Raw genomic sequence first — 25,365 nt, 5'->3', positions numbered from 1 at the left:
CTCGGGGTCCGGTGTTCTGAACGCTTGGGGTGGGCTGGTCTAAGCGCTTGGGGTGGGCTGGTCTGAACGCTTGGGAGGGGCGGGTCTGGGGGCTTGGGGGGCGTGGCCGCTCGGCGCCCACTATTGGGGTGCCCGCTGTGGGGGTGCCCGGTATAGGGGGCGCCCACTGTGGCGGGAGGGACTGCTGCGGCTGGTGATGCCGCTGGGGACGGGGTGGCGCTGGGGGCGTAGGACGAGGGCGTGGGACAGGGCCGCCGGACGGGGCGGAGCGGGGCGGGGCGGGTGGCGGGTCTGCTTGGTGGGGGCTGAGGGTGGGCCTTCCGGGGCTGCGCCGGTTTGGGCGTGGAGCTGCGCCGGGGTTGGGGCTGGAGCTGCGCCGGGTTGGGGCTGGAGCTGCGCCGGGGTTGGGGTTGGGCTGCGTTCGGGGTTGAGGCCGGGGTGCGGCGGGTTTGGGGCCGGGGCTGCTGGGGGTTTGGGGTGGCCGTAACAGCACCATTACGAAAGGTGAGTTGGTGCTGGACGCGGTATTGCGGAGGCCGGGGGCGGGGCGTAGACCTGTCGCACACCGTGTCGGGCCGGGCGTGTCGGGGCTGGGCGCGGGCTGAGGCAGTGCGGGGCGGCCGGTAGTCGCGTGGCAGCGGCGCACTGGGACCTCGGGGCCCGCACCGATCCGTGCCGAGTCGGCATGGCATGGCATGGCATGGTCGCGGCTAGCCGTGCCGAGCCGGCATGGCGTCGGCAAGCCACGTGCACGGGCAGGCCACATGCACGGGAGCGCACGGGAGCGGCAGGAGCGCACGTCCAGGGGTACGCACCATCGCATTCGCACCATCGCATCTCGCAGGTCGCAGCAGCAGTAGTTCGCACCACCGCAACCGCACCTTGTACCACCGCAGCAGCGCTACGGCGGCCTTCGGGGAGCCGTGTGCAGAAACGGCTACGGAAGAACCAGAGCGATTCAGCAATCCCGGGAGCCGGCAACCCAACGAGCCAGCGGGCCAACCAGCCAGTAGGCCGCGGTGATTCAGCAAACCGCGGAGCGGTGCGGTGCGGCGCAGGTTGAGGGAATTGGTGGAGCTGGAATTGGTGGAACTGAGGGAATTGGGGGTTCGGGGATGAGGGGTCGAGGGATGGGTTGGCGGCGGCGCGGGGCGGCCGGGGTTGTGGTGGGGGTGGTGCTGGCTGTGGGGGTGGCTGGTTGTGGGAGTGGTGGGGGTGGCGGGAAGAAGGGTGAGGCGAACGGGGGTGAGGGGGGTGAGCGGAATGCCGTTACGGTGCGGTTGCCCAAGTTGGCGGGGCAGCGGCTGCAGGTGACTGCGGTGTGGACGGGGGCGGAGCGGGAGAATTTCGTCAAGGTGCTGGACGAGTTCGAGAAACGCACCGGGGCGAAGGTGGATTTCGTGCCCAGTGGCGATGACATGGCCGGTTTCATCGGGTCGAAAATCGCCGGGGGTGGGCCGCCGGACGTGGCGATGCTGCAGCAGGTCGGGGTGCTCAACGAGTTCGCCGGTAAGGGCTGGCTGAAGCCGCTGGGGCCGGAGGCCAAGGCGCAGCTGGCGAAGAATTACGGCAAGGGGTGGCGGGACCTGGGGGCCCATAAGGGCACCGAGTACGGGGTGTATTTCAAGGCCAGTAACAAGTCGCTGGTGTGGTACAACGCGCAGGCGTTCGGGAACGCCGGCGTGCAGGAGCCGAAGACCTGGGCGGAGTTCCTGAAGGCGGCGCGGACGATTTCCGAGTCGGGGGTGGAGCCGGTTTCGGTGGGTGGGTCGGACGGCTGGACGCTGACCGACTGGTTCGAGAACATCTATCTTTCGCAGGCCGGGCCGGAGAAGTACGACCGGCTGGCGCAGCACCGGATCGCGTGGACGGATGCCTCGGTGAAGCAGGCGCTGTCCACGCTCGGCCAGCTTTTCGGGCGTAAGGATCTGCTGGTGGGCGGTAATGCGGGGGCGTTGCAGACGGATTTCCCGACGTCGGTGACGCAGACGTTCAGCGGTGGTGGCGCGCCGAAGGCGGCGATGGTGTCGTCGGCGGATTTCGCGGCGGCCAATATCGCGCAGACGAAGGCGAAGATCGGTACGGACGCCAAGGTGTTCCCGTTCCCGGCGGTGGGTGCGAAGTCGCCGGTGGTGACGGGTGGGGATGTGGCGGTGGCGCTGAAGGGCGGTAAGGCGGCGCAGGCGCTGCTGACGTTCCTGGCGTCGACGGATGCGGCGCGGATCTGGGCGCGGGCGGGTGGGTTCATTTCGCCGAACAAGGAGCTCGACCGGGCGGCGTACGGGGATGCGGTGATGCGGCGGATCGCGGGGGCGCTGATCGCGGCCGGTGATGATTTCCGCTTCGACATGTCGGATCAGGCGCCGGCTTCGTTCGGTGGGAAGCCGGGTCAGGGTGAGTGGAAGGACTTGCAGGACTTCCTGAAGAACCCGAAGGACGTGGCGGGGACGCAGGCGCGGCTGGAGCGGGACGCGGCCAAGTCGTTCGGCGGGTGAGGGAGTTGGTGTGAGGGAGTTGGGGGCGGTCGGCGTCTCTGCCGTCGGCCGCTCCTTCCGCCCTTTACTGTTCCGTGCCGTTGTCTTGCTCTTCTTGTTCTGCGCCCGTCCCGTTTTGTGCCCCTCTTTTTTCCGGGTTCCTTTTCTGTTTTTCTGTGCCGTTTCACCTGTGCCGGGGGTTTCTCACGATGAGCAGCAGCAGGACCGTGGAAGTCGGTGGCAGTGCGGCGAAGGCCGGTGGCAGTGCGGCGAAGGCCGGTGGCAGTGCGGCGAAAGTCGGTGGTGGGCGGCGGGTGACGGGGACGCGGCGGTGGGTGGCTGCGGTGTTCTTGTTGCCGGCGTTGGTGTTGTTGGGTGCGCTGGTGGTGTATCCCATCGGGTTTTCCGTGTACCGGAGTCTGTTCGATGCGTCCGGTGACGGGTTCGTGGGGCTGGGGAATTACGGGGAGTTGTTCGCGGACGACGGTATTCGTACCGCGTTGCGGAACAACGTGGTGTGGGTGGTGGTGGCGCCGACGGTGTCGACGGCGCTGGGGTTGATCTTTGCGGTGCTGACGGAGCGGGTGCGGTGGGGTACGGCGTTCAAGTTGGTCGTTTTCATGCCGATGGCGATTTCGATGCTGGCGGCCGGGATCATTTTCCGGCTGGTGTACGACCAGAATCCGGAGCGTGGGGTGGCCAATGCGGTGTGGGTGGGGGTGCATGACACGTTCGCGGAGCCGGCGCCGTTCCCGGGGGCGAGACCGCGGCCGAACGGGGTCCTGCGGCCGTCGGGGGGCGGGGGGTTCAGTACGCGGTCGGTGGTGCGGGCGGGGTCGCCGGTGCTGCTGCCGTTGGTGGCGGTGCGGCAGGACGATGTGCGGGGTGCGCGGCGGGCGGCGGGTGCGGTGGCGCGGCCGGGGAGTGTGACGGGGACGGTGTGGCTGGATTTCCTGCGGGGTGGTGGGGGCCGGCCGAATGTGGTCGACGGGTCGGAGCGGGGTCTGGCCGGGGTGCGGGTGGAGGCGGTGCGGGGCGGCCGGGTGGTGGCGTCGGCGCGGACCGCGGCGGACGGGACGTTCGTGTTGCCGGGTGGGGCGGCGGACGGGGCGCGGTTGCGGTTGCCGGCGGGGAATTTCGCGGCGGCGTACGGCGGGGTGGAGTGGTTGGGGCCGGCGTTGGTGACTCCGGCGATCATCGGGGCGTATGTGTGGATGTGGGCGGGTTTCGCGATGGTGTTGATCGCGGCGGGGCTGGCGGGGGTGCCGCGGGAGTTGTTGGAGGCGGCGCGGGTGGACGGGGCGGGTGAGTGGCAGGTGTTCCGCCGGGTGACGGTGCCGTTGTTGGCGCCGGTGCTGGTGGTGGTGCTGGTGACGTTGATGATCAATGTGCTGAAGATCTTCGACCTGGTGTACATCATCGCGCCGGGGTCGAGTCTGCGGTCGGCGAATGTGCTGGCGTTGCAGTTGTTCCAGTCGTCGTTCGGGACGGATGTGGATGAGGGGCTGGGCAGTGCGATCGCGGTGTTTCTGCTGCTGCTCGTGCTGCCGGTGATGTGGGTGAATCTCCGGCGGATACGGAAGGAGCGTCGTCGATGACGGCGGTGGAGGGGGTCGGCCGGGCCGGTGGTGGGGGCAGCAGCAGCCGCGGCAGCGGCGCCCGGGGTGCGGTGGGGCGGGCGCGGCCGTCGGTGGTGTCGCGGCTGGCGGCGCGGGCCGGTGGTGGTGCGGTGCGGGTGTTCCTGGTGCTGGTGGCGTTGTTCTGGTTGATGCCGTCGGTGGGGTTGCTGTTGTCGTCGTTGCGCAGTCCGCAGCGGATCGGTGAGTCGGGCTGGTGGCGGGTGTTCGCGGAGCCGGCGCAGATCACGTTCGACAATTACGGCCGGTTGTTGTCGAACGGCAAGGTGATGGGTTCGCTGCTGACGACGGCGGAGATCACGGTGCCGGCGACGGTGCTGGTGGTGGTGATCGGGGCGCTGGCGGGTTATGCGTTCGCATGGATGGATTTTCCGGGGCGGGACGGCTGGTTCCTGGTGGTGGTGGGGCTGCTGGTGGTGCCGGTGCAGGTGGCGCTGATTCCGGTGGCGAAGTTGTTCGGGGTGGTGGGGCTGTTCGAGACGACGGCGGGGGTGGTGCTGTTCCATACGGCGTTCGGGTTGCCGTTCGCGGTGTTCCTGCTGCGGAATTTCTTCGCGGAGATTCCGCGGGAGCTGCTGGAGGCGGCGCGGCTGGACGGGGCGGGTGAGCTGCGGCTGTTCACGCGGGTGGTGCTGCCGTTGGGGGGTCCGGCGATCGCGTCGTTGGGGATCTTCCAGTTCCTGTGGGTGTGGAACGACATGCTGGTGGCGTTGATCTTCGCGGACAGTGGGCGTCCGCCGATCACGGTGGCGTTGCAGCAGGAGGTGCGGCAGTTCGGCAACAACATCGATGTGCTGGCGCCGGGGGCGTTCCTGTCGATGGTGGTGCCGTTGATCGTTTTCTTCGCGTTCCAGCGGCAGTTCGTGTCCGGGGTGATGGCGGGCGCGGTGAAGTGAGGGGTTGGGGTGAGGGGTGGGGGGCGCGGCGGACCGGGGGGCCGTGCGTCGTACGGCGTACGGGGTCGATTGCGGGTCGTGCCGTTGTTATCCCGCGTTCATGTCCGTCCCCCTACGATGTCGGTCACTGCCGTGAAACGCATGGTGCGACGGGGCTCCGTCGTGGAGACTGCGTAGCGGCGCCGGCGTGTTTTTCGTGCCGGTCGAGGGTGTGTCCGTCCCTGCGTGGGCGGGGCCCGTGCGCCGCCCCGCACCGGGGCCGGGCGTGTTCATAACTGCACACTCCGTATGCGTTCTGTATGTGTCCCCCCACATCGCTTTGCCTGTTGCATTCCGCCTACGTTCCCGACCGTCTGGAGACGGACCGCACATGACTGCCCCCACCGCAGACCAGAGTGCCGAGCAACTCCCGCGCCCTGTCCGGTTGTCCGAGGTGAAAGGCTGGTTCTTCACTGCCGATCAGCTGCTGTTCGACTGGTTCCTGGCGTATCAGAAGGAGCGTTCCGAGGCGGGTGATCTGCTCGAACTGGGCGCGTACATGGGGAAGAGCGCGATTTTCCTCGGTGCGCGGCTGGGCGACGGTGAGCGCTTCACGGTGTGCGATCTCTTCGATTCGCCGGCCGAGGACGCGTCGAACTCCAAGGAGATGAAGAAGTCGTACGCGTCGCTGACGCGGCGGGCTTTCGAGGCCAACTACCTGTCGTTCCACGACGAGTTGCCGACGATCGTGCAGGGGCTGAGTTCGATCGTCAGCGAGCACGTCGAGAAGGGGTCGGTGCGGTTCGCGCACATCGACGCGTCGCATCTGTACGAGCATGTGCACGGGGACATCCTGGCGGTGCGGGAGTTGCTGACCGGCAGTGGTGTGGTGGTGCTGGACGACTACCGCGCGGAGCACTGTCCGGGGGTGGCGGCGGCGACGTGGCAGGCGGTCGCCAATGAGGGGTTGCGGCCGATCTGCATCACGGGCACGAAGTTCTACGGCACGTGGGGTGATCCGGAGCCGTTGCAGAAGGCGCTGGTGGGGTGGATCGCGGAGCGCGGTGACATCTGGCACGAGGTGCAGTACGTGAACGGGGCGCCGCTGGTGCGGTTGAGCGCGAAGGGTGCGAAGGAGCCGGTGCAGCCGGTGTCGCGGCACCGTCCGGCGCCGTCGAGGGCGGTGGGTGCGGCGCGGCCCGAGGTGGCGGCGCCGTCGGGGCCGGTGGTGCGGCCGGTGCGGCGGGCGCCGGTTCCGACGGGGGCGACGGTGCGGAAGGTGGCGCGGGAGGTGCTGCCGCCGATCGTGGCGCGGGCGATCGTGAAGGCCCGTAGGCGGGCGCGCGGGCGCTAGCCGCTGTACGGGGAGAGAGCCGGGGCGGGCTGCCTTCAGGGGCGGCCCGCCCCGGCTTTCGTGTGCCCCGGCCCCGGTGCCCCCGTACCTGCCTACCGGGGTACCTGTCCCACCAGGACGAACACGTTGGGGCGCAGCAGCATGCCGGCGGGGCGGGGCAGGGGGTGGGAGTAGGTGCGGCGGACGGTGAGGCCGGCGGTGGCGGCGAAGGCGCGCAGCAGGGTGAAGTCGGTGAAGCGGACGGGTGGGGGGCCGGCGCGGTGGCCGGCTTCCTGGGGGGTGATGAGGAGGACACCGCCGCCGGGCCGTACGTAGGGGACGTAGGCGCGGAGGAGTTCTTCGGCCTGTTCGTCGTCGAGGTGCTGGAGGACGTGGGCGGTGAGGAGGGCGTCGAAGGCGCCGGGGCGGGCGTGCGGGCCGGCGAGGAAGGCGTCGGGGGTGTAGGCGGTCAGGCCGCGGGTGCGGCAGCGGGCGACGGCGTCGGGGTCGTGGTCGATGCCGACGCTGCCGGGGGTGCAGCCGGCGAGGGTGTCGCCGTCGCCGCAGCCGATTTCCAGGACGCGGCCGGCGCCGATGCGTCGTAGTTGCCGGCGGTAGGGGGTGTGGGCGGGCAGCAGGCGGGCGAGGCCGGGGCGGGTGGGGTCGGCGGGGAGGCGGGCGGTGGAGGCGGCGGGGGCGGTGCCGGTGGGGCGGGGGGTGCGGAGGGTGCGGGGTTCGCCGGTGGGCGGCTGGGCATCCGGGCTGTCGGTGGGGGCGGGGCTGTCGGTTCGGCCGGGCATCGGGATGCGGTCACCTTCCCTGGGACGCGGCGCGGGGGCGCCGTAACGCTGCGCGACGGGTGTACGGCTTCGGGTCTACGGCATGGGCCGGGGCGGGGTGGCCGCGGCGCGCCGACCCGGTGGGCGGAAGGTCTCGGGGCGGGGCGGTGGGTGCGGGCGGGTGGTGGCGCCGCGGGTGGGGCCGCGGGTGCGGGGCTCACCCTTTCAGCGCAGATCCGGTGACCGTGCCGCCGGTGGTGAGTTGAACGCCCACAAGAAACAGGAAGGGCGTGGTCCGTCTATGAAGCCCCGGCTCACCGTCGTCGTCCCGGTTCCTCGTGGTGCGGGGGCGGAGGGGAATCTGGAGGAGTGCCTGGCGTCGGTGGCGGCGCAGACGCTGGCGGAACTGGATGTGGTGCTGGTGGAGGGCGGGCCCGCGGGTGCGGGCCCGTCCTCTGCTGTGGCGCATGCCGTCGCGGAACGGGATCCGCGGTTCCGGATCGTGCACCTGCCGGGTGGTGGGGTGCCGGGGTGTGGTGCGGCGCGGAACGCCGGTGCCCGGCACGCTTTTCCGCACACCGGTTATCTGGCGTTCCTGGATGCGGACGATGTGCTGCTGCCGCGGGCGTACGAGGATCTGGTGGGGGTGCTGGAGAGGTCGGGGGCGGATCTGGCGACGGGCAATGTGTACCGGCTGGGGGCGGTGGGGCGGAGTCAGTCGGCGCGGCATCCGGCGGGCCGGCAGACGGTGCTGGGGACGCATGTGACGGAGGATCTGTCGCTGCTGGCGGATTCCTTCGCCCGGAACAAGGTGTTCCGCCGGGAGTTCTGGGACCGGCACGGTTTCGCTTTCCCGGAGGGGGAGTTGTGCCTGGACGAGGCGGTGACGGTGCCGGCGCATTTCTTGGCCGGTGCGGTGGACGTGCTGCGGGAGCACGTGTGTTACTGGCGGCTGCCGGAGGGTGCGGCGCGGCACCGGCGGCCGGATCCGCGGGGGGTGCGGGAGCGGTTCGCGGCGGTGGCGGCGATCCGGCGGTTCCTGGGTGAGGCGGCGCGGCCGCAGCTGCAGGCGTACCGGCGGGATTACGACCGGTTCCAGCTGACGGAGGGGCTGGCGGATCTGGTGGCGGCGTTGCCGGGGGCGGCGCCGGAGACCCGGACGGCGTTCCTGGACTGTGCGCGGGATTTCCTGGCGGGGGTGGATCCGCGGGTGTTCCCGGAGCTGCCGGTGGAGTTGCGGATGCGGTGGTATCTGGTGCGGGCGGGGCGGGCGGCGGATCTGCTGACGTTGCTGCGGCACGAGGCGCGGAATCCGGCGGGGTTCGCGGTGGCGGGGCCGCCGTTGCGGCGGCGGGCGGTGGTGCCGGTGAGTCCGCCGCTGGAGCTGCCGCCGGGGGTGACGCGGCTGGGCCGGGAGGACTTCCCGGTGTGTGCGCGGGTGCGGGAGGCGGTGTGGCGGGACGGGGTGCTGGTGCTGCGGGGGCATGCGTACGTGCGGAACGTGGATGCGGCGCACCGGCACACGGTGGGGGTGCGGACGGCGGTGCTGTCGTGCGGGCGGCGGCGGATCGTGCTGCCGCTGCGGACGGTGGCGATGCCGGAGGCGACCGCGGAGTCGGGGCAGGAGCTGCACTGTTACGACTGGTCCGGGTTCGAACTGCGGGTGGATCCGGCGCGGTTGCGGCGGGGCGGGCGGTGGGAGGAGGGGGACTGGTCGGTCGGGCTGGTGCTGGCGTCGGCGAGTGCGGTGCGGGTGGCGTCGCCGTCGGCGCCCGAGGCGGGGTCGGGGGCGGCGCCGGTGGCGGCGGAGGTGGCGGACGAGGGGCCGCGGGGCGTGGTGCGGGTGACGCCGTGGTACGAGGACGGGCGGTTGCGGCTGTCGGTGGCGCGGCGGACGCGGTGGCTGGCGGGGCACCGGTCGGTGGCGGCCGGTGCGCTTCAGGTGTCGGTGCGGGGGCCGGGGCCGGTGCCGTCGGGGCTGCGGCTGACGCATCGGGGGACGGGCACGGTGGTGTCGTTCCCGGCGGGCGCGGAGCCCGCCGAGGGGGGTGGGGTGGCGTTCCGGGTGCTGGCGGAGGCGGTGGCGGCGGCGCGTCCGCCGCGGGACGGGGCGCCGGCGGCGATCCCGCCGGCGCATACGGAGAGCTGGCTGGCGGAGCTGGTGCTGCCGGACGGCGGGACGGACCGGGTGGCGTGTGATCCGGCGCTGGAGCCGGTGGGGTATCCGTTGCCGCACGGCCGGGAGCTGGTGGTGGCGGCTTCGCCGGCGGGGGATCTGGTGCTGCACGACCGGACGCCGCAGCCGTATGCGGACCGGGTGCTGTGGCGGTCGGACGGGACGCTGCTGGTGGCGGGCGGGCTGCCGGCGGCGGCGCCGCACGCGACGGAGCTGGTGCTGAAGCACGGGGAGCATGCGGCGGAGCTGGTGTTCCCGGTGACGCATGACGAGGGCCGGTTCCACGGGCGGCTGCCGCTGGGGGCGTTGCCGTCGCTGGCCGGGCCGGTGCCGCTGCGGGAGGGCGCCTGGTCGCTGCATCTGCGGGAGCGGGGGGCGGTGGGCTCGCCGCTGGACGCGCCGGTGCGGCTGGCGCCGCGGGTGCTGGCGGGGCTGCCGGCGTCGTGCACGGTCCGGGGGAAGCCGCTGGTGGTGGACCGGCACCGGGGGGACGAGGTGCTGGTGGTGGCGGGTCCGGCGGTGCCGGCCGCGGACCGGGGCCCGTACCGGCGGCGGCTGCTGCGGGAGCAGCACTATGTGCTGCACCGTTCGCGTCCGCTGCGGGACACGGTGCTGTACAGCAGTTTCGGTGGCCGGTCGGCCGGGGATTCGCCGCGGGCGGTGCACGAGGAGCTGGTGCGCCGGGGGATGGACGTGGAGCATCTGTGGGCGGTGCGGGACGGGCAGACGGCGGTGCCGGCGACGGCGCGGGCGGTGGTGGTGGGCAGCGCGGAGTGGCACGGGGCGCTGGCGCACAGCCGGTGGGTGGTGACGAACACGCATCTGCCGTGGTGGTTCACGCGGCGCGGCGGTCAGCGGATCGTGCAGACGTGGCACGGTACGCCGTTGAAGCGGATCGGTGCGGATCTGGCGGGGACGCTGTGTGCGGGGCTTGCGCATCTGGCGCCGCGGCCGCGGGTGAGCCGGCAGTGGAGCGTGCTGCTGTCGCCGAACGGGCACAGTACGCAGGTGCTGCGGTCGGCGCTGGGTTTCGCGGGGCGGGTGCTGGAGACGGGGCTGCCGCGGACGGATGTGCTGTTCGCCGCGGACCGGGAGCTGCGGGCGGCGGCGGTGCGGGAGCGGCTGGGGCTGGAGCCGGGCCGGCGGGTGGTGCTGTACGCGCCGACGCCGCGGGACGACGTGGCGTACGACGCGCGGCACCACCGGCTGCCGCTGCCGTTGGACCTGGAGCTGGCGCGGCGGGAGCTGGGCGAGGGGCATGTGCTGCTGGTGCGGGGGCATCCGCTGGTCGCGGACCGGTTGCCGGGGCATCTTGCGCCGTTCGCGGTGGACGTGTCGGCGTATCCGGACGCGATGGAGTTGCTGCTGGTGGCGGATGTGCTGGTGACGGACTATTCGTCGCTGGCGGTGGATTTCGCGAACACGGGCCGGCCGATGCTGTTCCTGACGCCGGACCTGCCGCATTACCGGGACGTGCTGCGCGGGTTCACGCTGGATTTCGAGGCGCGGGTGCCGGGGCCGTTGCTGTCGTCGACGGGTGAGCTGGTCGAGGCGCTGGGTGATCTGGGGGCGGTGGCGAGGGCGAGTGCCGGGGCGTACGCGGATTTCCGGGCGGTGTTCTGTCACCGGGACGACGGCGGTGCGGCGGGGCGGGTCGCGGACGTGATGGAGCGGTGAGGGTTGCCGGTCCGCGGCAAGTGATGGTGCGCGGATCGGCATCGCACGCCATTCGCGTCGTTACAGCATGTGCAGGGGTCCGCGGCGGGCTGTCGGGGCCTTGCGCACCCGAGCCCGGTGCTCTGCCCGGTCACGAGACGGCAATACGGCGGAAAAGCGGGGCGAGGAGTGCAACCGCTCGGCGGGTTTCGCCCTCTGACCCATCGGATATGGGTTCGGATCCCGCTCGCGCCAAGAGATGCTGTCGACACGAAATGTAGATTTAGTGACTGTGAAAGAAGCCCCTGAGCAGCTGCCGGGGCCCACCATCACGCCCTCCGCGCAGGTCAGCATCGTCGTCATCGCGTTCAACGATGCCGGCCATGTCGGTGATGCGGTGCGTTCCGCGCTCGCCCAGGAGGCTCCCGGTGACACGGTCACCGAGGTGATCGCGGTGAACGACGCCTCCACCGACGGCACCGGCGCCGCTCTGGACGAGCTGGCCCGTACCGAGCCGCGGCTGCGGGTGATCCACCGCAGTGAGAACAGCGGTGGCTGCGGCACGCCCCGCAACGAGGGGCTGCAGGCCGCGACGGGCCGGTTCGTGATGTTCCTGGACAGTGATGACGTGCTGCCGCCGGGTGCGGTGCGGGCGCTGCTGTCGGCGGCGCTGCGGTACGACGCGCCGGTGGTGTCGGGCGCGTGCGTGCGGCGGGAGCTGCCGGCGCGGCGGGACGTGCCGTGGCAGCCGGGGCTGTACCGGGAGGCGGCGGTGCACGAGTCGGCCGAGGCCAGTCCGCAGCTGGTGCGGGACACGTTGTGTGTGAACAAGCTGTACGAGCGGGAGTTCCTGGCGAAGCACGCGATCGTGTTCCCGGAGGGCCGGTTCACGTACGAGGACTTCGTGTTCACCGCGCGGGTGCTGGCGGCGGCGCCGCGGATCGCGACGGTGCCGGAGAGTGTCTACGTCTGGCATGTGCGCCGGTCGGCGGCGCGGCAGTCGATCTCCTTGAACCGCAGGGACGTCGCGAACTGGGCGGCGCGGATCGCGGCGCACCGGGCGAGTGTGGAGATCTTCCGGGAGGCGGGGCTGGAGGTGCTGGCGCAGGCGGCGGCCACCAAGTTCCTCGATCATGACTTGCGGATGTACGTGCGGGAGCTGCACACCCGCGGGGCGGACTACCGGGCGGAGTGGTGGCGGCTGACCCGGGAGTACCTGGGGGGTTTCGACGAGGCGGCGCTGCGGGCGGCGCGGGCGCCGGCGCGGTGGCTGGCGCGGGTGGTGCTGGCGTCGCCGGCACCGCGGGACCTGGACCGGATCACGCAGCTGGCGAGCCGTCCGGGGCGGCTGCTGCCGCCGTACGCGGAGGCCGACGGGCGGGCGGTGTGGTCACCGGACCTGCCCGAGGTGGAGCTGGACGCGCTGGGGACGAAGCCGATAGGCCGGCTGCCGGTGACGATCGACGCGGAGCCGTCGGTGGGCGGCCGCAGTGTGCTGCGGCTGCGGGTGCACGATCTGTACGGGCGGCTGGCGGCGGCGGGGCCGGAGAGCATCGACGTGGAGCTGCGGCGACGCCGGGACGACCGGCGGGGCCCGGTGCACACCGCGGCCCTCACCCGGGCCGCCGCGGGCGCGGCGGGCGGTGCGACGGTGTGCTGGACCGCGGAGGTCGTGCTGGATCTGGAGGCGCTGACCGAGCGGGGCGCCGAGGCGGCGGCCGATCCGGAGCCGTGGGACCTGATGGCGCGGGTGAGCTGTGCCGACGGGGCGGGTTTCCGGGCCGCGCTGCGGGCCACCGGGCCGGGTCTGCGGCGGCGGGTGCTGCCGAACCGGCGGCATGCGGTGCTGCTGGTGCAGCCGTATGCGACGACGGGTGGTGCGCTGTCGCTGCGGGTGGCGTCGGGGCTGCGCAGCGTCTGGCGGATCGCGGCGCGCCGGCTGCGCCGCTGACCTTGTCGCCGTCCGCCGGCCGTTGTCCGTTGTCCGTGTGCTTTCCCCTCCTAGGATGGGCGTCATGTCTTACTTGATCACGGGTGGTGCCGGTTACATCGGCTCCCATGTCGTACGGGCCCTGCGGCAGGCGGGCGAGCGGGTCGTGGTGCTCGACGACCTGACGACGGGCGTGGCCGCCCGGATCCCCGAGGGCGTGCCGCTGGTCGTGGGTTCCACGCTGAACCGTGCGCTGCTGGATGCGGCGATTGCGGAGCACGGGGTGACCGATGTGGTGCATCTGGCGGCGAAGAAGCAGGTCGGCGAGTCCGTCGAGATGCCGCTGCTGTACTACCGGGAGAACGTGCACGGGCTGCAGACGCTGCTGGAGGCGATGGCGGCGGGCGGGGTGGGCCGGCTGGTGTTCTCGTCGTCGGCGGCGGTCTACGGCATGCCGGACGTGGAGCTGGTGACCGAGGACACGCCGTGTGTGCCGATCAACCCGTACGGGGAGACGAAGCTGGTCGGGGAGTGGATGGCGCGGGCGGTGGGGAAGGCGCACGGCATTTCCACGGCCTGTCTGCGGTACTTCAACGTGGCCGGTGCGGCCGCCCCGGAGCTGGCCGACACGGGGGTCTTCAACATCGTGCCGATGGTGTTCGAGCGGCTGACGGCGGGTGCCGCGCCGCGGATCTTCGGTGACGACTACGACACGCCGGACGGCACCTGCATCCGCGACTACATCCATGTCGCCGATCTCGCCGATGCGCATGTGGCGGCGGCCCGGAAGCTGGCCGGGCCGGGTCCGGTGCGGGACCTGACGTTGAACATCGGGCGCGGCGAGGGTGTTTCGGTGCGCGAGATGATCCATCTGATCGCGGAGGTCACCGGCCACGAGGGGGTGGCGCCCGAGGTGACGCCGCGCCGGCCGGGTGACCCGGCGCGGGTGGTGGCGGCCGCCGACCGGATCGCCGCGGAGCTGGGCTGGAAGGCCCGGCACGACGTGCGGGACATGGTCACGTCGGCGTGGGCGGGCTGGCGGCACCACCACCCGGAGGCCTGATCCGCCGCCGGGCGTGACCCGCGGCCGGCCGGCGTGGCCCACGGCCGGCCGGCGGGTCCCGGCTCGGCGCGGGCCCGGCTCGGCGCGGGCCCGGCTCGGCGGGCGGTCAGCGGGTGGTCAGCGGGTACGACGTCCGCCCGGACGCCTCGTCGATCTCGTCGTGGGCCTTGGTCAGCAGTTTCATCGCCAGGTCGTTGAGCGCCCTGGCCCCGGCGACCTCCTCGCCGACCCGCGGCTGGTTGGAGTCGGCGGGGTGGCGGCTGGCGTACCCGTGGGACCGGACCTCGGTGCCGTCCGGGAGCCGCACGAGGGCGGCCGCGCGCGTGCGGTGGTTGTCCTCCTCGAATTCCATCTCGACGTGCCATCCGACAGCTGTCTGCAGCATCACCATCACCTCCGGAACCGCTCCTACCAGAGTGCTCCCGCCGGGCGGCCCCCGCACGGTGTGGCGGCTCATCCCGGGGCGGTCAGCCGCAGGTGGAGATGGCCGTGCGGGTCGGAGAGGAACAGCGCGGCGGTGGCCGGGCCGGGCGGCACGGGGCGCGGGGCGAGGTCGGCGGCGGACGGGGTGGTCTCCGGGACGAGCCAGGCCGCGCGGTGCACGGCGGGGCCCCGGTCGCCGTCGGTGGTGGTGCCGCGGCCGGTGACATCGATCTTGAGGCCCCAGAGGCCGTCGCCGAGGGGCGCGCCGCCGGCCGCGGTGGCCGGGTCGAGTGCCGCCCGCCAGTGGCCGTCCGCGTAGTGGGCGGGGAGGCGGTGGGTGGCGCCGGCGCGGTGCAGGACGAGGGTGACCGCGGTGGTGTCGAGGTGCGGCAGGGCGGCGGTGCCGGTCAGGTGGAGGACGGTGCCGGTCCAGTGGCAGCCGGTCAGCCGCTGGCGCAGCACGACGCGGTCGGTGAGGTCGTAGGCGGCGTCGGGCAGCGGGTGGTGCGGGTCGCGGAAGTACGGGTAGCGGGCGTGGATCCGGCCGTCGGGGTCGACCTCGGTGGGGACCGGCCCGGTGTCGGCGCGGACGACGGCGGTCAGGGCGTCGTCGAGGCCGGCGTCGAGGCAGTGGGCGCGCAGCCGGAGGCGGGGCGGCAGGGCGGCGCGTATCCGGTCGGTGAGGTGGCGGCGGACGAGCGGGCGGGCGGCGGCCGTCATGCGGCGGCGGCCGGCGGGGGTGCGGGCGAGGTAGGCCGGGCCGAAGGGCATGAGGATCTCACCGTGGAAGTGACGGGTCATCAGTTTGTCGCGGTCGGGGCCGGGCGGGACCTCGGCGGCGACGGTGTCGAGGACGCCGCCGATGTAGTGGAGGTAGTCGGGCCAGTCGACGTCCTGGCGGCTGGCGTTGGAGTCGTCGGCGCGGCCGTGGAGGTAGTAGCAGTCGTAGTCGGCGAGGACGGAGACGGTGCGGGCGCGCAGCAGTGCGGCGATGCCGAAGGGGAGGTCCTCGCCGAGCAGGCGGCCCTCGACGAAGCGCAGGTGGTGGGTTTCGAGGAAGGCGCGGCGGAAGAGTTTGTAGGCGGCGAGGGACCAGTAGACGGGCGAGTCGAAGACCGAGACGGCGGGGCTGGTGGTGCGCAGGTCGACGGGGGCGGCGCGGCCGTCGGCGCCGACGATGCGGCCGTAGACGATGTCGGAGCCGTGGGTCTGGGCCATGCGGGTGAGGCGGTCGAGGGCTTCGGGGCCGAGGTGGTCGTCGGAGTCGAGGAAGAAGACGTAGTCGCCCCTCGCCCGGGCGAGGCCGGTGTTGCGGGGTTTGCCGGGGCCGCCGGAGGGGGGCTGGCGGACGACGGTGAGGCGGGGGTTGCGGCGGGCGGTGTCGGTGAGCCGGTCGGCGCTGCCGTCGGTGGAGCCGTCGTCGACGGCGATGATCTCGATGCGGTGCGGGTCGAGGGTCTGGGCGAAGACGGAGCGGAGGCAGCGGTCGAGGTAGGGCAGCGTGTTGTGGACCGGCACGATCACCGAGACGGCCGGGGCGGTGCGGGTCATCGGTGTGGTGCGGGGGTTGTCCTCGGTGCCCCTCGGCATACGCAGCACTCCAGCGAGGCAAAACAGACTATTAAGACATATAACGTTGACTGAACGTTCGCCGACCGTGGAGGAGTGCCGGTGGCCCCGACGCCCGCCACCCCCCAAGAGGCGGTCCGGCCCCGGGAGGTTGCCCGGCCGCTGCCCGGAGCGGACCGCCCGGCGGCGGACCGGCCGCCACGGCGGTGGACCGCCCCCTGCACGGCGGCGGCGCTGTCCACGGTGGCGTACTGCCTGGGGCTGGCCCTGTACGGCAGTTACCCGTTCGGGCCGCGCTCGCGCGCCGTCAACGACCTCGGCAATCAGTTCGTGCCCTTCCACGCCCGGCTGTGGGACCTGCTGCACCAAGGGGCCACCGGCGATCTGTTCTTCAACTGGAGCAGCGGGTACGGGGTGCCGTTCCTCGCGGACTTCGTCACGTATCTGATGAACCCGTTCTCGCTGCTCGTCGGGCTCTTCCCGCGCGAGCTGGCCGATCTGCCGGTCTTCCTGGTCACGCTGTGCAGCATCGGCCTGGCCGCCGCCCTGATGACCGTCCTCCTCGGCCGGCTGCACCCGGGCTCCGGGACGCTGCGGGCGCTTCTGTCGGTGGGCTACGCGCTGTGCGCCTGGGTGCTGAACGACGGTGCCGCGGACCCGATGTGGATGTGGGGGCCGGTGGCGCTGCCGCTGCTGGGGATCGCCGCCGACTGGTGCCTGCGGCGCACCCGCTGGGTGGCCGCGGCGCTGCTGGTCGCCCTGGCCTGGGCGGGCAACTTCTACACGGCGGCGATGGCGACCCTGGCGACCGGGCTGGTGCTGGCGGTGCGGCTGGCCACGGCGGCCGGGATGCCGCCGGGCGCGCGGCTGCGGGCGGCCGGCCGGGCGGTGACGGCGGCGCTGACCGGCATCGGGCTCGCGGCGCCCGTCCTGACCGTCACCCTCCGGGCCAGCCAGACGGCCCAGCCCGCTCCCCCGGTCTCCTACGAGGAGCGGCCCACCGTGCTGTACCAGCTGGCACAGCTGCTGCCCGGCGGCCACGGCGGGGTGCCCACGCCCAACATCTTCATCGGCATGCCGGGGCTGCTGCTGGTCGCCGCCTTCCCGTTCGTCCGGGCGGTGCCGGTGCGGGCCCGGACCGCCTGGTACGCGCTGGCGCTGGGGGTGGCCGCCTCGTTCGTCTGGAAGCCGACGATCCTGCTGTGGCACGGGCTGGCGCTGCCCAACGGCAGTCCGTACCGGGCCGCGTTCGTGCTCAGCGGGATCCTGGTGATGATCTCCTGGCTGGCGCTGGCGCACCGGCCCCGGCCCGGCGAACTGGCCGCCGGCGGGGCGCTGGTGGCGCTGCTGGCGTGGGCGTGCCGGGACCAGGGCACGGTCGGTGCGGCCACCTGGCTGCTGGTGGCCGGCGGCGGCACCGCGGCCCTGGCGGCGCTGGTCGCGCTGGCGGTGCCGGCGGCGCGGCCCGCGGTCGGCGCCCGGACCGGGCCGCGGACCGCACTCACCGCCGCGCTGGCCGGCACGGTGCTGCTCACCTCGGCGTACACGGTGTTCTCGGTGACGGCCGTACGGGGCAAGATCGCCTGGTTCCGGCCCAAGATCACCATGACCCGGGGGTCCCTGGCGGCCCGCGCCGGGCTCGCCGCACGCGACGACTGGCCGCGCTCGCGCACCGATCCGGGGCCGCACGAGTTCGCCAACAACGACCCGCTGCTGCTCGGCGGCGAGGGCGGCGCCTACTACAGCAGCTACGTGCCCGCGGCCACCGCCCGCGCCCTCGCCGGGCTGGGCGCCGGCTGGTACATGAAGGGCCGTCACACCCTCAGCTTCGAGGACCCGGTGGGCCGGGCCCTGATGGGCGTCAGCAGCTCGCTGTTGCCCGCCCCGCAGGACCCCCGAGGCGCCTTCACCGTGGACCGCGCCCGCCCGGCGCCGGCCCCGCTGCTGACCGTACGCAGCCGCCTGGCGGCCCCGCCCCGCGGCGCGGAGAGCGTGTTCGCGCGCCAGGAACGGGTGCTGGGCACGCCGGTCTACGAGGTGCCGGAGCTGACGCCCACCGCGGGCACCGCGCCGGTGCGCGGGCGCGGCGGCTGGCTGCTGCCGCCGTCCGCGCTGCCCGCCGCGGCCGCCCCGCTGGCCGGCCCGAACGGCGCGGGCACCACCTTCACCGCCCGCTGCACCCCCGGCGGCACCGTCGTCTGGTACGCGCCCTGGTTCTGGGGCCAGGTCAGCGGGCTGGGCACCCGCACCAAGGGCATCGGCCGGGCGGACACCACCGCCAACCCGGTGCGGGTGCTGGGGCGGGTGCCGGACGACGGGACGGTCGCGGTGCGGTTCATCGGCCGGGGCCGCCAGTGGCTGCCCGCGCGCCCGCTGGGCTGTCTGCCGCCGGGCGCGCTGGACCGGGCGGTGCGCGCGCTGCGCGGGCCGGTGGCGCTGTCCGCCGGCGGGCACCGGCTGACGGCCCGGCTGCCGCGCGGCAGCCGGGGGCACGCGGTGCTGGCGCTGCCGGCCGTCCGGGGGTGGGGCTGTGCGGTGGACGGCGGGCCGCGGCGCGCGCCGGTGTCGTACGGCGGGCTGCTGACGGTTCCGCTGCGGCCCGGCGCGACCCGGCTGACCTGCACCTACGTGCCGCCGGGCCTGAGTGCGGGGCTGGCCGCGAGCGGGGCGGCGGGGTTGGCGGCCGGGGCGGTGGCGGTGGGGGGTCAGCTACGGGGCCGCGGCCGGTCCCGGCGTCGCACCACCAAGGAGACCCGCGGATGAAGCTCTCCATCGTCGTCCCCTGCTACAACGAGGAGGCCGTACTGGCCCGCTTCGACGAGGCGGTCCGGGCGGTCCTCGCCCGCCTCGGCGTCGCCCACGAGCTGTGCTACGTCGACGACGGCAGCACCGACGGCACCCTGGCCCGGCTGCGCGGCCTGGCCCAGCAGCACCGGGGCACCACCCGCTACCTGTCGTTCAGCCGCAACTTCGGCAAGGAGCCCGCGATGCTGGCCGGTCTGCGGGCGGCCACCGGCGACGCGGTGATCCTCATGGACGCCGACCTGCAGCACCCCCCGGACCTCATCGAGAAGATGCTCGACCTCTACCAGCTGGGCCACGACCAGGTCGTCGCGCGGCGCAGCCGGGACGGTGAGCGGCGGCTGCGGTCCGCGCTGAGCCGCTGCTACTACCGGGTCGTCAACACCTGGGTGGACGTCGAACTCGCCGACGGCGTCGGGGACTTCCGGCTGCTGTCGCGCAAGGCGGTGGACGCGATGCTGGCGCTGCCGGAGTACAACCGCTTCTCCAAGGGCCTGTTCTCCTGGATCGGCTTCGACACCGTCACCTTCGACTACCGCAACGCGGTACGGGAGGCCGGCGAGACCAAATGGCGGCTCGGCGCACTGGTCAACTACGGCATCGACGGGATGCTCTCCTTCAACAGCCGGCCGCTGCGGCTGGCCATCTACGCCGGCCTCGGCCTCGCCGGGCTCGCCGGGCTGTACACCCTGTGGATCGTCGCGGCGGCCGTCGTCGGCGGGGTCACCGCGCCCGGCTATGTGACGCTGGTGGCGATCATCGTGGGCCTGGGCGGGCTGCAGATGGTGATGCTCGGGCTGATCGGCGAGTACATCGGCCGGATCTACCACGAGGCCAAGCGGCGCCCGCACTACCTGGTCAAGGAGGGCAACGCCGCCGAGGCCGCGCTGAGCGCCGCCGCCGGGCCCGCGGACGCCGCCACCGCCGGGTCGCAGGCCGGCTGATGGCCGGCCGGTGCGCGCCCGGGCGCTTCGCCCAGCCGGTGCGCTTCGCCGCCGTCGGCGGGGTCAACACCGCGACGTTCTACGCCTGTTACCTGCCGCTGCACCGCCTGCTGCCGTACTTCGCCGCCTACAGCCTCGCGTTCGCGCTGAGCATGGCCGGCTCGTTCCTGCTCAACACCTACTTCACCTACCGCACCCGCCCGACCTGGAAGAAGTTCGCGCTGTTCCCGCTGACCCAGGTCACCAACTACGGCATGCAGAGCGCCGGGCTGGTGGCGCTGGTCGGCTGGTGCGGGATGAACAGCACGCTGGCGCCGCTGGCCGCCGCCGCCTTCGCGCTGCCGGCCGGCTATCTGGTCACGCGGCGGATCCTGCGGCCGCCCGCCCGGACCGGCGCGACAGCCGACGCGACAGCCCACGCCGCATCCGGCCCGGCAACCGGCCCCGCGCGGGACGCCGCCGGTCAGGCCGGGGCCGCGCCGGTCCGCTCCGGCGATCCGGCCTGAGGCCGCCAGGCGCCGAACAGCGCGGTCTGCCCCACCGAGGTCTGCCGGGCCGCGTAGAGCCGGCCGTCGGTGCCCAGCGCGACCACCACCGCCCGCCCGGCGGCGTCCTGCGCGACGCCGGCCGCCGCGGAGTGCGAGACCCGGCCCGGCTGCCAGGGCTTGGGGGCGTCCTGGGCCATCGCCGTCCGCACCTCCCCTGTGTCGTCCCGGGCCGCGAGCACCATCCGGTCGCCGCTGCCCACCGGGGCCGCCGCCACCCGCCCGTAGCCGCCGACCGGCGCGCACTGCGCCGCCACCCGCCAGCCGCCGATCCGCCGGTGCCGCTCGGCGATCAGCACCTGCGCGGTGACCGAGCGGCGGTAGACGGCCCGCACCACGCCGTCGGCCAGCGGGACGAGACTGACCGGGCCGCCCGGCTGCGGCAGCCCGGTGGCCGCGGCCGGCCGCGGTATCTGCCCGGCCTCCTTCGACACCCAGTGCGCCACCGTCCCGATGCCCGGCGCGACCACGTGGATCAGCCCGTCGGAGTCCACACAGGCGTCCAGCCCGTCGACGACCTGCGGGGACGCCTTCAGGGTGCTGACCGTGCCCTCCAGCCGCTCCCACGGCGTGAAGCCCGTGCCGCCCGGGCCCGCGCGGTGCGCGACGTTGCCGTCCCAGGTGCGGACGAAGACGTGCACCGTGCCGTCCGGGGCGGCCACCGCCGCCGGGAAGCCGATCTCCAGCGAACGCTCCGGGTCCGGGTCCGGCGAGCCCAGCGACTCCCAGCGGCCGAACAGCGGCGTACCGTCCGCGGCGGTGCCGCGCTGGGCCGCGGTCATCAGCTCGCGGCGGTGCACGGCGGTACGGCCCGGCAGCACGGTGCGCGAGGCGAACAGCTGCAGCGGCCCGTCGGGGCGCCGCACCGCGTGGATCTGCCCCTGCAGCATGGTGCCGCCGGCCGGCACCGGCGCCCCGAACCGGCCGCTGCCGGGGCGGGTCTCGGTCCAGCAGTACGCGGTGCCGCCGAGCACCGCGAAGGCCACCAGCCGGCCGTCCTGCGCGGGCCGGAGCCAGGCGTTGGAGCCGGGGGCGCGCAGCCGGGTGGAGCGGGTCCAGTTGCGGGAGCCGCCGTCCAGCGCCGAGCCGCCGACCTTGCGGTCGCCGCAGCCGGCCGGGTCGCCGCAGCGGCGGTGGTCGGCCCAGCCGTACACCGACAGCAGCCGGGCCTTGCGCCGGGCGGCCTTCGGGTCGACGTCGTTGGGCAGCGCGTCCGCCTCGTAGCCGAGGTAGTTCTCCACGATGGGCGGGCGGCCGCCGCGCGGCCGGTAGGCGGCCAGCGCGGCCTGCGCGAAGTAGGCGGAGGCGGTGTGGTCCTGGTGGTCGTAGTAGCGCAGCCCGGCCAGCCGGGGGTCGCGGTCCGGGCCGGCCGGCGGCCGTTTGCGGGAGTGCACCGCGTTGGGGTCCAGGGTGCGCACCACCGTGGGGCGGGCCCGGTCGAGCACCGCCACCAGGGCCGCGACGACCTGCTCGCGGCGGTAGAGGAACTGGTGCCGTACGGGTGAGCCGGCCGGGCGCAGCGTGGGCAGGAAGGGCGTGGCGCCGAGCCACAGGCCGCGCAGGCTGGTGGCGCGGGCCTGCCAGACGGCCCGGGCCTCCACCAGCTCCAGGAACAGCAGCTGTTGGTGCGGGGCGGCCTGGAGGGTGTGGAGTTCGGCCTGGAAGTCGGGGAGCAGGGATATCGCGGTCAGGTGCCAGGGCGCGGCGGGGTCGCCGAGGGCCATCTCGGCGTGCGCGGCGCGCAGCCCGTTGGTGCGGGCCCGGGCGAAGGCGGGCCGGTTCCTGGGAACCCGGTCGGCGTACGCGGCGTGCCTGCTGACGTTGTGTCCGTCGGACTCGCCGCCGGTGAGGCAGACGGTGACCGAGCGGGCCCCGGCGCGGACGGCCTGCTCCAGGTCGGGGTTCATGAAGTACAGGCCGTCGTCCGGATGGGCGATGACGTGCAGGAACGACTGGTCCGCCGGGTCGACCAGGGGCGGCCCGGAGCCGGCCGGTTCGCCCGTCGGGGGGCCCTCGTCGGCGAGGTGGGCCCAGACGCCGGTGCCGGCCGCCGCGGCGAGCAGCCCGCCGCCGGTGAGCTGGAGCAGCCGGCGGCGGGTGACACGGGGCGGGCGCGTCGGTGACACGTCCTCAGTATTCGGCGCCCCGGGGTCTTCCGCGCGTCCCGCTCGTCCGGAAGCGGTGCCCGGGCGGCATTCGACCCGTCCGAAAATTCGCCACTTACCCCCATCCGTGATGAGCGCCACAGAACTTTCAGGTTACGAACAACAACCTTTTCGGGTGAACAGCGGTCAGGAGGGCTGACAATGCAAGGAACCCCTTTGGGGCTTTTTTGCGTTCTGTACTCAGCTCGTCACGAGGAGTAAGCACCGCATGTCCGAGACAGTCCTCGACCCCGTCGTACCCCGCTTCAGCATCATCGTGCCCGTGTTCAGAGTGCAGGGCTTCCTGCGCGAGTGCATGGATTCGGTGCTGGCGCAGGACTTCACGGACTTCGAGGTGATCGCCGTCGACGACTGCTCACCCGACCGCAGCGGCGCCATCCTCGACGAGTACGCCGCCCGCGACGAGCGGGTGCAGGTCCTGCACCTGCCGGAGAACGTGGGCCTCGGCCTGGCCCGCAACGCCGGCCTGGAGAAGATCCGCGGCGAGTACGTCCTCTTCCTGGACAGCGACGACACCCTCACGCCGGGCGCGCTCGGTGCGCTGGCGGAGCGGCTGGACGCCACCGGCAGCCCGGAGATCCTGATCTTCGACTACGCCCGGACCTACTGGGACGGCTCGGTCCGCCGCAACCTCCTCGCCGACCGGCTCGACGAGTCCGGCGCCCCGAGCTTCACCCTCGCCGAGCGCCCCGAGATCCTCGATCTGCTGCAGATCGTCTGGAACAAGGCCTACCGCCGCGACTTCGTCGAGGAGCACGGCTTCACCTTCCCGGTCGGCTACTACGAGGACGCCCCCTGGACGTTCTGCACGCTGATCACCGCGAAGTCCATCGCGGTCCTCGACCGGGTCTGCCTGCACTACCGCCAGCGCCGGCAGGGCGGCAACATCCTGCGCACCACCAGCCGCAAGCACTTCGACGTCTTCGACCAGTACGAGCGGGTCTTCGGCTACCTCGACGCCCACCCGGAGCTGTCGCGCTGGCGCCCGCACATGTTCCGCAAGATGATCGACCACTACCTGACGGTCCTGGACAAGCCGGGCCGGCTGCCGCAGAACGCCACCGCCGAATTCTTCCACCGCGCCGCCCGCGACTACCGCCGGCGGCTGCCGGCCGGCTTCGTCCGCCCCGGCGGGGTGGCCGGCGGCAAGTACGCGCTGCTCGCCAAGGACGCCTATCCGGCGCTGGCCGGCCTCAAGGTCGCCGGCAAGGTGCAGCGCACGGTCCGCAAGCACGCCGGCAAGAAGGTCCGCCAGGCCAAGAAGAAGGCCATGGACCTGCGCTACCAGGCCCTGCTGCGGCAGCCGCTGGACGAGAACCTCGCGGTCTACTCCGCGTACTGGAACCGGCTGCCGGCCTGCAACCCGCTGGCGATCTACGAGAAGGCCAAAGAGCTCGCCCCGCACGTCCACGGCGTGTGGGTGGTCAAGCAGCAGCTGGCCGACTCCGGCGAGATACCGGCCGGCGTCGACCACGTCGTGCTGAACTCGCCGCGCTACTGGGAGGTCATGGCCCGCGCCAAGTACCTCGTCAACAACGTGAACTTCGCGGACGGCGTGGTCAAGCGCGAGGGCCAGGTGCACCTCCAGACCCACCACGGCACCCCGCTGAAGTCGATGGGCATCGATCAGAAGCGCTACCCGGCCGCCGCCAAGGGCATGAGCTTCCGCAAGCTGCTGGCCCGCGCCGACCGCTGGGACTACTCGCTCTCCTCCAACCAGCACACCACCGAGCAGTGGGAGCGGGTCTACCCCTGCAACTTCGAGTCGCTGGACGCCGGTTACCCCCGCAACGACGTCTACTACCGGGCGAGCGCCCAGGACGTCCTGGACATCCGCGAGCGCCTGGGCGTCGCCCCCGGCAAGACCGCGATCCTGTACGCGCCGACCATGCGCGACTACCAGGTCGGCTACGTGCCGCGGCTGGACCTGGAGAAGATCTCCCGCGAGCTCGGCGAGGACTTCGTCCTGCTGGTGCGCACCCACTACTTCTACGACCAGGACGCCCGCCTCCAGGAGCTCCAGGAGCGCGGCGCGATCATCGACGTCTCCGGCCACCCGGTCGTCGAGGAACTGTGCCTGGCCGCCGACGCCCTGGTCACCGACTACTCGTCGATCATGTTCGACTACGCCAACCTCGACCGGCCGATCGTCAACTACACCGACGACTGGGACACCTACGTCCGCTCCCGCGGTGTCACCTTCGACCTGCTGTCGGGCAGGCCGGGCGACACCCCGGGCGTGCTCGCCACCACCGAGGACGAGCTGATCGACGCCTTCCGCAGCGGCCGCTGGGACGACGAGCGGGCCACCGAGCTGCGCGCCGCGTTCCGCGCACGGTTCTGCCAGTGGGACGACGGGCACGCCGCCGAGCGCGTGGTCCGCCGGGTCTTCCTCGGCCAGGAAACGACCCCCGAGCCGCTGCCGCAGGAGGAGCGCACCGTGGCCCCGGCCCCCCGCACCGCAGCCGCCGCGGCCGGCCTGATCAAGCTCCCGGCCCCGCGCGCCGCGGCGGACGACGCCGGAGTGACGGGGGCCGCCGCCTCGGGCACATCGGGCTCCTCGGGCGTCGAGCTGGCGGGCTGAGCCCCCACGGAGACACCCGCATAAGAACGCACGCGCACTGCCCCCGGCCGGGCTTCCGGCCGGGGGCAGTGCGCGTGCGTCGCGTGCGGACCGCGCCTTGTTGCGCGGGCCGCGCCGTGCCGCGTATGGACCGCGCCCTGTCGCGTGCGGACCGCGCCGCGTCGCGTGCGGACCGCGCCGCGTCGCGTGCGGACCGCGCCGCGTCGCGTGCGGACCGCGCCGCGTCGCGTGCAGGCGCCGGAATACCGCCCCGCTCCGCACGGTTGTGGACCCGCAGGGGGCCCTCGCGACCCCTACGGGATCCGTTCGAACCTTCCCTAGATGAATGAGTCCTATGTTCATGCTGGCCGCGACCATGGCGAAGGGCGCCCGTTGGCTCGTGTGTGACGACAAACCTGGACGCCCTTCTG

Annotated in this window: 15 protein-coding genes; 11 read left to right on the top strand and 4 right to left on the bottom strand. The window is 73.2% G+C overall.

Features of this window, described 5'->3' with window-relative positions; all coding sequences use genetic code 11:
• The first annotated feature begins 1,130 nt into the window (after positions 1 to 1,130).
• From ACGF4C_RS33440 to ACGF4C_RS33425, 4 genes are all read left to right on the top strand, one after another.
• Positions 1,131 to 2,495 carry an ABC transporter substrate-binding protein gene (locus tag ACGF4C_RS33440; protein WP_393571465.1) on the top strand — a complete coding sequence of 455 codons (1,365 nt, stop codon included), beginning with the start codon at positions 1,131 to 1,133 and terminating at the stop codon, positions 2,493 to 2,495.
• Between the two features lie 188 nt (positions 2,496 to 2,683).
• Positions 2,684 to 4,072 carry a carbohydrate ABC transporter permease gene (locus ACGF4C_RS33435; protein WP_393571505.1) on the top strand — a complete coding sequence of 463 codons (1,389 nt, stop codon included), beginning with the start codon at positions 2,684 to 2,686 and terminating at the stop codon, positions 4,070 to 4,072.
• Positions 4,069 to 5,007, top strand: a complete 939-nt coding sequence (locus ACGF4C_RS33430) for a carbohydrate ABC transporter permease (protein ID WP_393571463.1) — start codon at positions 4,069 to 4,071, stop codon at positions 5,005 to 5,007. Before ACGF4C_RS33435 ends, ACGF4C_RS33430 begins: the two co-directional genes overlap by 4 nt.
• Positions 5,008 to 5,377: 370 nt before the next feature.
• The gene (locus tag ACGF4C_RS33425; RefSeq protein WP_393571461.1) at positions 5,378 to 6,340 is read left to right on the top strand and encodes a class I SAM-dependent methyltransferase; all 963 of its coding nucleotides are present in this window, start codon (positions 5,378 to 5,380) and stop codon (positions 6,338 to 6,340) included.
• A 92-nt stretch (positions 6,341 to 6,432) separates the two neighbouring features.
• Here the strand turns inward: ACGF4C_RS33425 and ACGF4C_RS33420 are convergent, their stop codons facing one another.
• On the bottom strand, positions 6,433 to 7,119 hold the full coding sequence (locus tag ACGF4C_RS33420) for a class I SAM-dependent methyltransferase (protein WP_393571459.1): 687 nt from the start codon (positions 7,117 to 7,119) through the stop codon (positions 6,433 to 6,435).
• A 280-nt stretch (positions 7,120 to 7,399) separates the two neighbouring features.
• Here ACGF4C_RS33420 and ACGF4C_RS33415 point away from each other — a divergent pair, with 280 nt between their 5' ends.
• From ACGF4C_RS33415 to galE, 3 genes are all read left to right on the top strand, one after another.
• Positions 7,400 to 10,951: a CDP-glycerol glycerophosphotransferase family protein gene (locus ACGF4C_RS33415; RefSeq protein WP_393571457.1), complete on the top strand. Its 3,552-nt coding sequence runs from the start codon at positions 7,400 to 7,402 to the stop codon at positions 10,949 to 10,951.
• Positions 10,952 to 11,222: 271 nt separating this feature from the next.
• Positions 11,223 to 12,881: a glycosyltransferase family 2 protein gene (locus ACGF4C_RS33410; RefSeq protein ID WP_393571455.1), complete on the top strand. Its 1,659-nt coding sequence runs from the start codon at positions 11,223 to 11,225 to the stop codon at positions 12,879 to 12,881.
• Positions 12,882 to 12,945: 64 nt separating this feature from the next.
• Positions 12,946 to 13,923, top strand: a complete 978-nt coding sequence (gene galE / locus ACGF4C_RS33405) for a UDP-glucose 4-epimerase GalE (protein ID WP_393571453.1) — start codon at positions 12,946 to 12,948, stop codon at positions 13,921 to 13,923.
• A 106-nt stretch (positions 13,924 to 14,029) separates the two neighbouring features.
• Here the strand turns inward: galE and ACGF4C_RS33400 are convergent, their stop codons facing one another.
• Together ACGF4C_RS33400 and ACGF4C_RS33395 are read right to left on the bottom strand one after the other, a co-directional pair.
• On the bottom strand, positions 14,030 to 14,308 hold the full coding sequence (locus tag ACGF4C_RS33400; protein ID WP_030815262.1) for a DUF1876 domain-containing protein: 279 nt from the start codon (positions 14,306 to 14,308) through the stop codon (positions 14,030 to 14,032).
• Between the two features lie 68 nt (positions 14,309 to 14,376).
• Positions 14,377 to 15,936 (bottom strand): glycosyltransferase family 2 protein, encoded by a 1,560-nt coding sequence (locus ACGF4C_RS33395; RefSeq protein ID WP_393571451.1) that lies wholly within the window; start codon positions 15,934 to 15,936, stop codon positions 14,377 to 14,379.
• Between the two features lie 81 nt (positions 15,937 to 16,017).
• Here ACGF4C_RS33395 and ACGF4C_RS33390 point away from each other — a divergent pair, with 81 nt between their 5' ends.
• Genes ACGF4C_RS33390 through ACGF4C_RS33380 form a run of 3 tightly spaced genes read left to right on the top strand, consistent with a single transcriptional unit; the run spans position 16,018 to position 20,167 of the window.
• Positions 16,018 to 18,678 (top strand): YfhO family protein, encoded by a 2,661-nt coding sequence (locus ACGF4C_RS33390; RefSeq protein ID WP_393571449.1) that lies wholly within the window; start codon positions 16,018 to 16,020, stop codon positions 18,676 to 18,678.
• The gene (locus ACGF4C_RS33385) at positions 18,675 to 19,661 is read left to right on the top strand and encodes a glycosyltransferase family 2 protein (protein ID WP_393571447.1); all 987 of its coding nucleotides are present in this window, start codon (positions 18,675 to 18,677) and stop codon (positions 19,659 to 19,661) included. Before ACGF4C_RS33390 ends, ACGF4C_RS33385 begins: the two co-directional genes overlap by 4 nt.
• Positions 19,661 to 20,167, top strand: a complete 507-nt coding sequence (locus tag ACGF4C_RS33380; RefSeq protein ID WP_393571445.1) for a GtrA family protein — start codon at positions 19,661 to 19,663, stop codon at positions 20,165 to 20,167. Before ACGF4C_RS33385 ends, ACGF4C_RS33380 begins: the two co-directional genes overlap by 1 nt.
• Here ACGF4C_RS33380 and ACGF4C_RS33375 read toward each other — a convergent pair.
• A complete protein-coding gene (locus ACGF4C_RS33375) occupies positions 20,125 to 22,332 on the bottom strand; it encodes a PIG-L family deacetylase (RefSeq protein ID WP_393571443.1) in 2,208 nt (735 codons plus the stop codon). The two genes, ACGF4C_RS33380 and ACGF4C_RS33375, sit on opposite strands and share 43 nt — an antisense overlap.
• A 247-nt stretch (positions 22,333 to 22,579) precedes the next feature.
• On the opposite strand from ACGF4C_RS33375, the gene ACGF4C_RS33370 reads away from it, so the two are divergent.
• A complete protein-coding gene (locus ACGF4C_RS33370; RefSeq protein ID WP_393571441.1) occupies positions 22,580 to 24,955 on the top strand; it encodes a CDP-glycerol glycerophosphotransferase family protein in 2,376 nt (791 codons plus the stop codon).
• Positions 24,956 to 25,365: the final 410 nt, after the last annotated feature.

The organism is Streptomyces sp. NPDC048197 (genome assembly GCF_043202395.1).
In the GTDB taxonomy this organism is placed as follows: domain Bacteria; phylum Actinomycetota; class Actinomycetes; order Streptomycetales; family Streptomycetaceae; genus Streptomyces; species Streptomyces siderophoricus.
The sequence above is the reverse complement of the archived record's forward strand: the minus strand, read 5'-3'. Positions and strand labels throughout refer to the sequence as shown.

Excerpts from the sequence above, each read along its gene's own strand:
- ACGF4C_RS33440 (WP_393571465.1), top strand. The coding sequence starts at position 1,131 with ATGGGTTGGCGGCGGCGCGGGGCGGCCGGGGTTGTGGTGGGGGTGGTG.
- ACGF4C_RS33435 (WP_393571505.1), top strand. The coding sequence starts at position 2,684 with ATGAGCAGCAGCAGGACCGTGGAAGTCGGTGGCAGTGCGGCGAAGGCC.
- ACGF4C_RS33430 (WP_393571463.1), top strand. The coding sequence starts at position 4,069 with ATGACGGCGGTGGAGGGGGTCGGCCGGGCCGGTGGTGGGGGCAGCAGC.
- ACGF4C_RS33425 (WP_393571461.1), top strand. The coding sequence starts at position 5,378 with ATGACTGCCCCCACCGCAGACCAGAGTGCCGAGCAACTCCCGCGCCCT.
- ACGF4C_RS33420 (WP_393571459.1), bottom strand. The coding sequence starts at position 7,119 with ATGCCCGGCCGAACCGACAGCCCCGCCCCCACCGACAGCCCGGATGCC.
- ACGF4C_RS33415 (WP_393571457.1), top strand. The coding sequence starts at position 7,400 with ATGAAGCCCCGGCTCACCGTCGTCGTCCCGGTTCCTCGTGGTGCGGGG.
- galE (WP_393571453.1), top strand. The coding sequence starts at position 12,946 with ATGTCTTACTTGATCACGGGTGGTGCCGGTTACATCGGCTCCCATGTC.
- ACGF4C_RS33400 (WP_030815262.1), bottom strand. The coding sequence starts at position 14,308 with ATGCTGCAGACAGCTGTCGGATGGCACGTCGAGATGGAATTCGAGGAG.
- ACGF4C_RS33395 (WP_393571451.1), bottom strand. The coding sequence starts at position 15,936 with ATGCCGAGGGGCACCGAGGACAACCCCCGCACCACACCGATGACCCGC.
- ACGF4C_RS33385 (WP_393571447.1), top strand. The coding sequence starts at position 18,675 with ATGAAGCTCTCCATCGTCGTCCCCTGCTACAACGAGGAGGCCGTACTG.
- ACGF4C_RS33380 (WP_393571445.1), top strand. The coding sequence starts at position 19,661 with ATGGCCGGCCGGTGCGCGCCCGGGCGCTTCGCCCAGCCGGTGCGCTTC.
- ACGF4C_RS33370 (WP_393571441.1), top strand. The coding sequence starts at position 22,580 with ATGTCCGAGACAGTCCTCGACCCCGTCGTACCCCGCTTCAGCATCATC.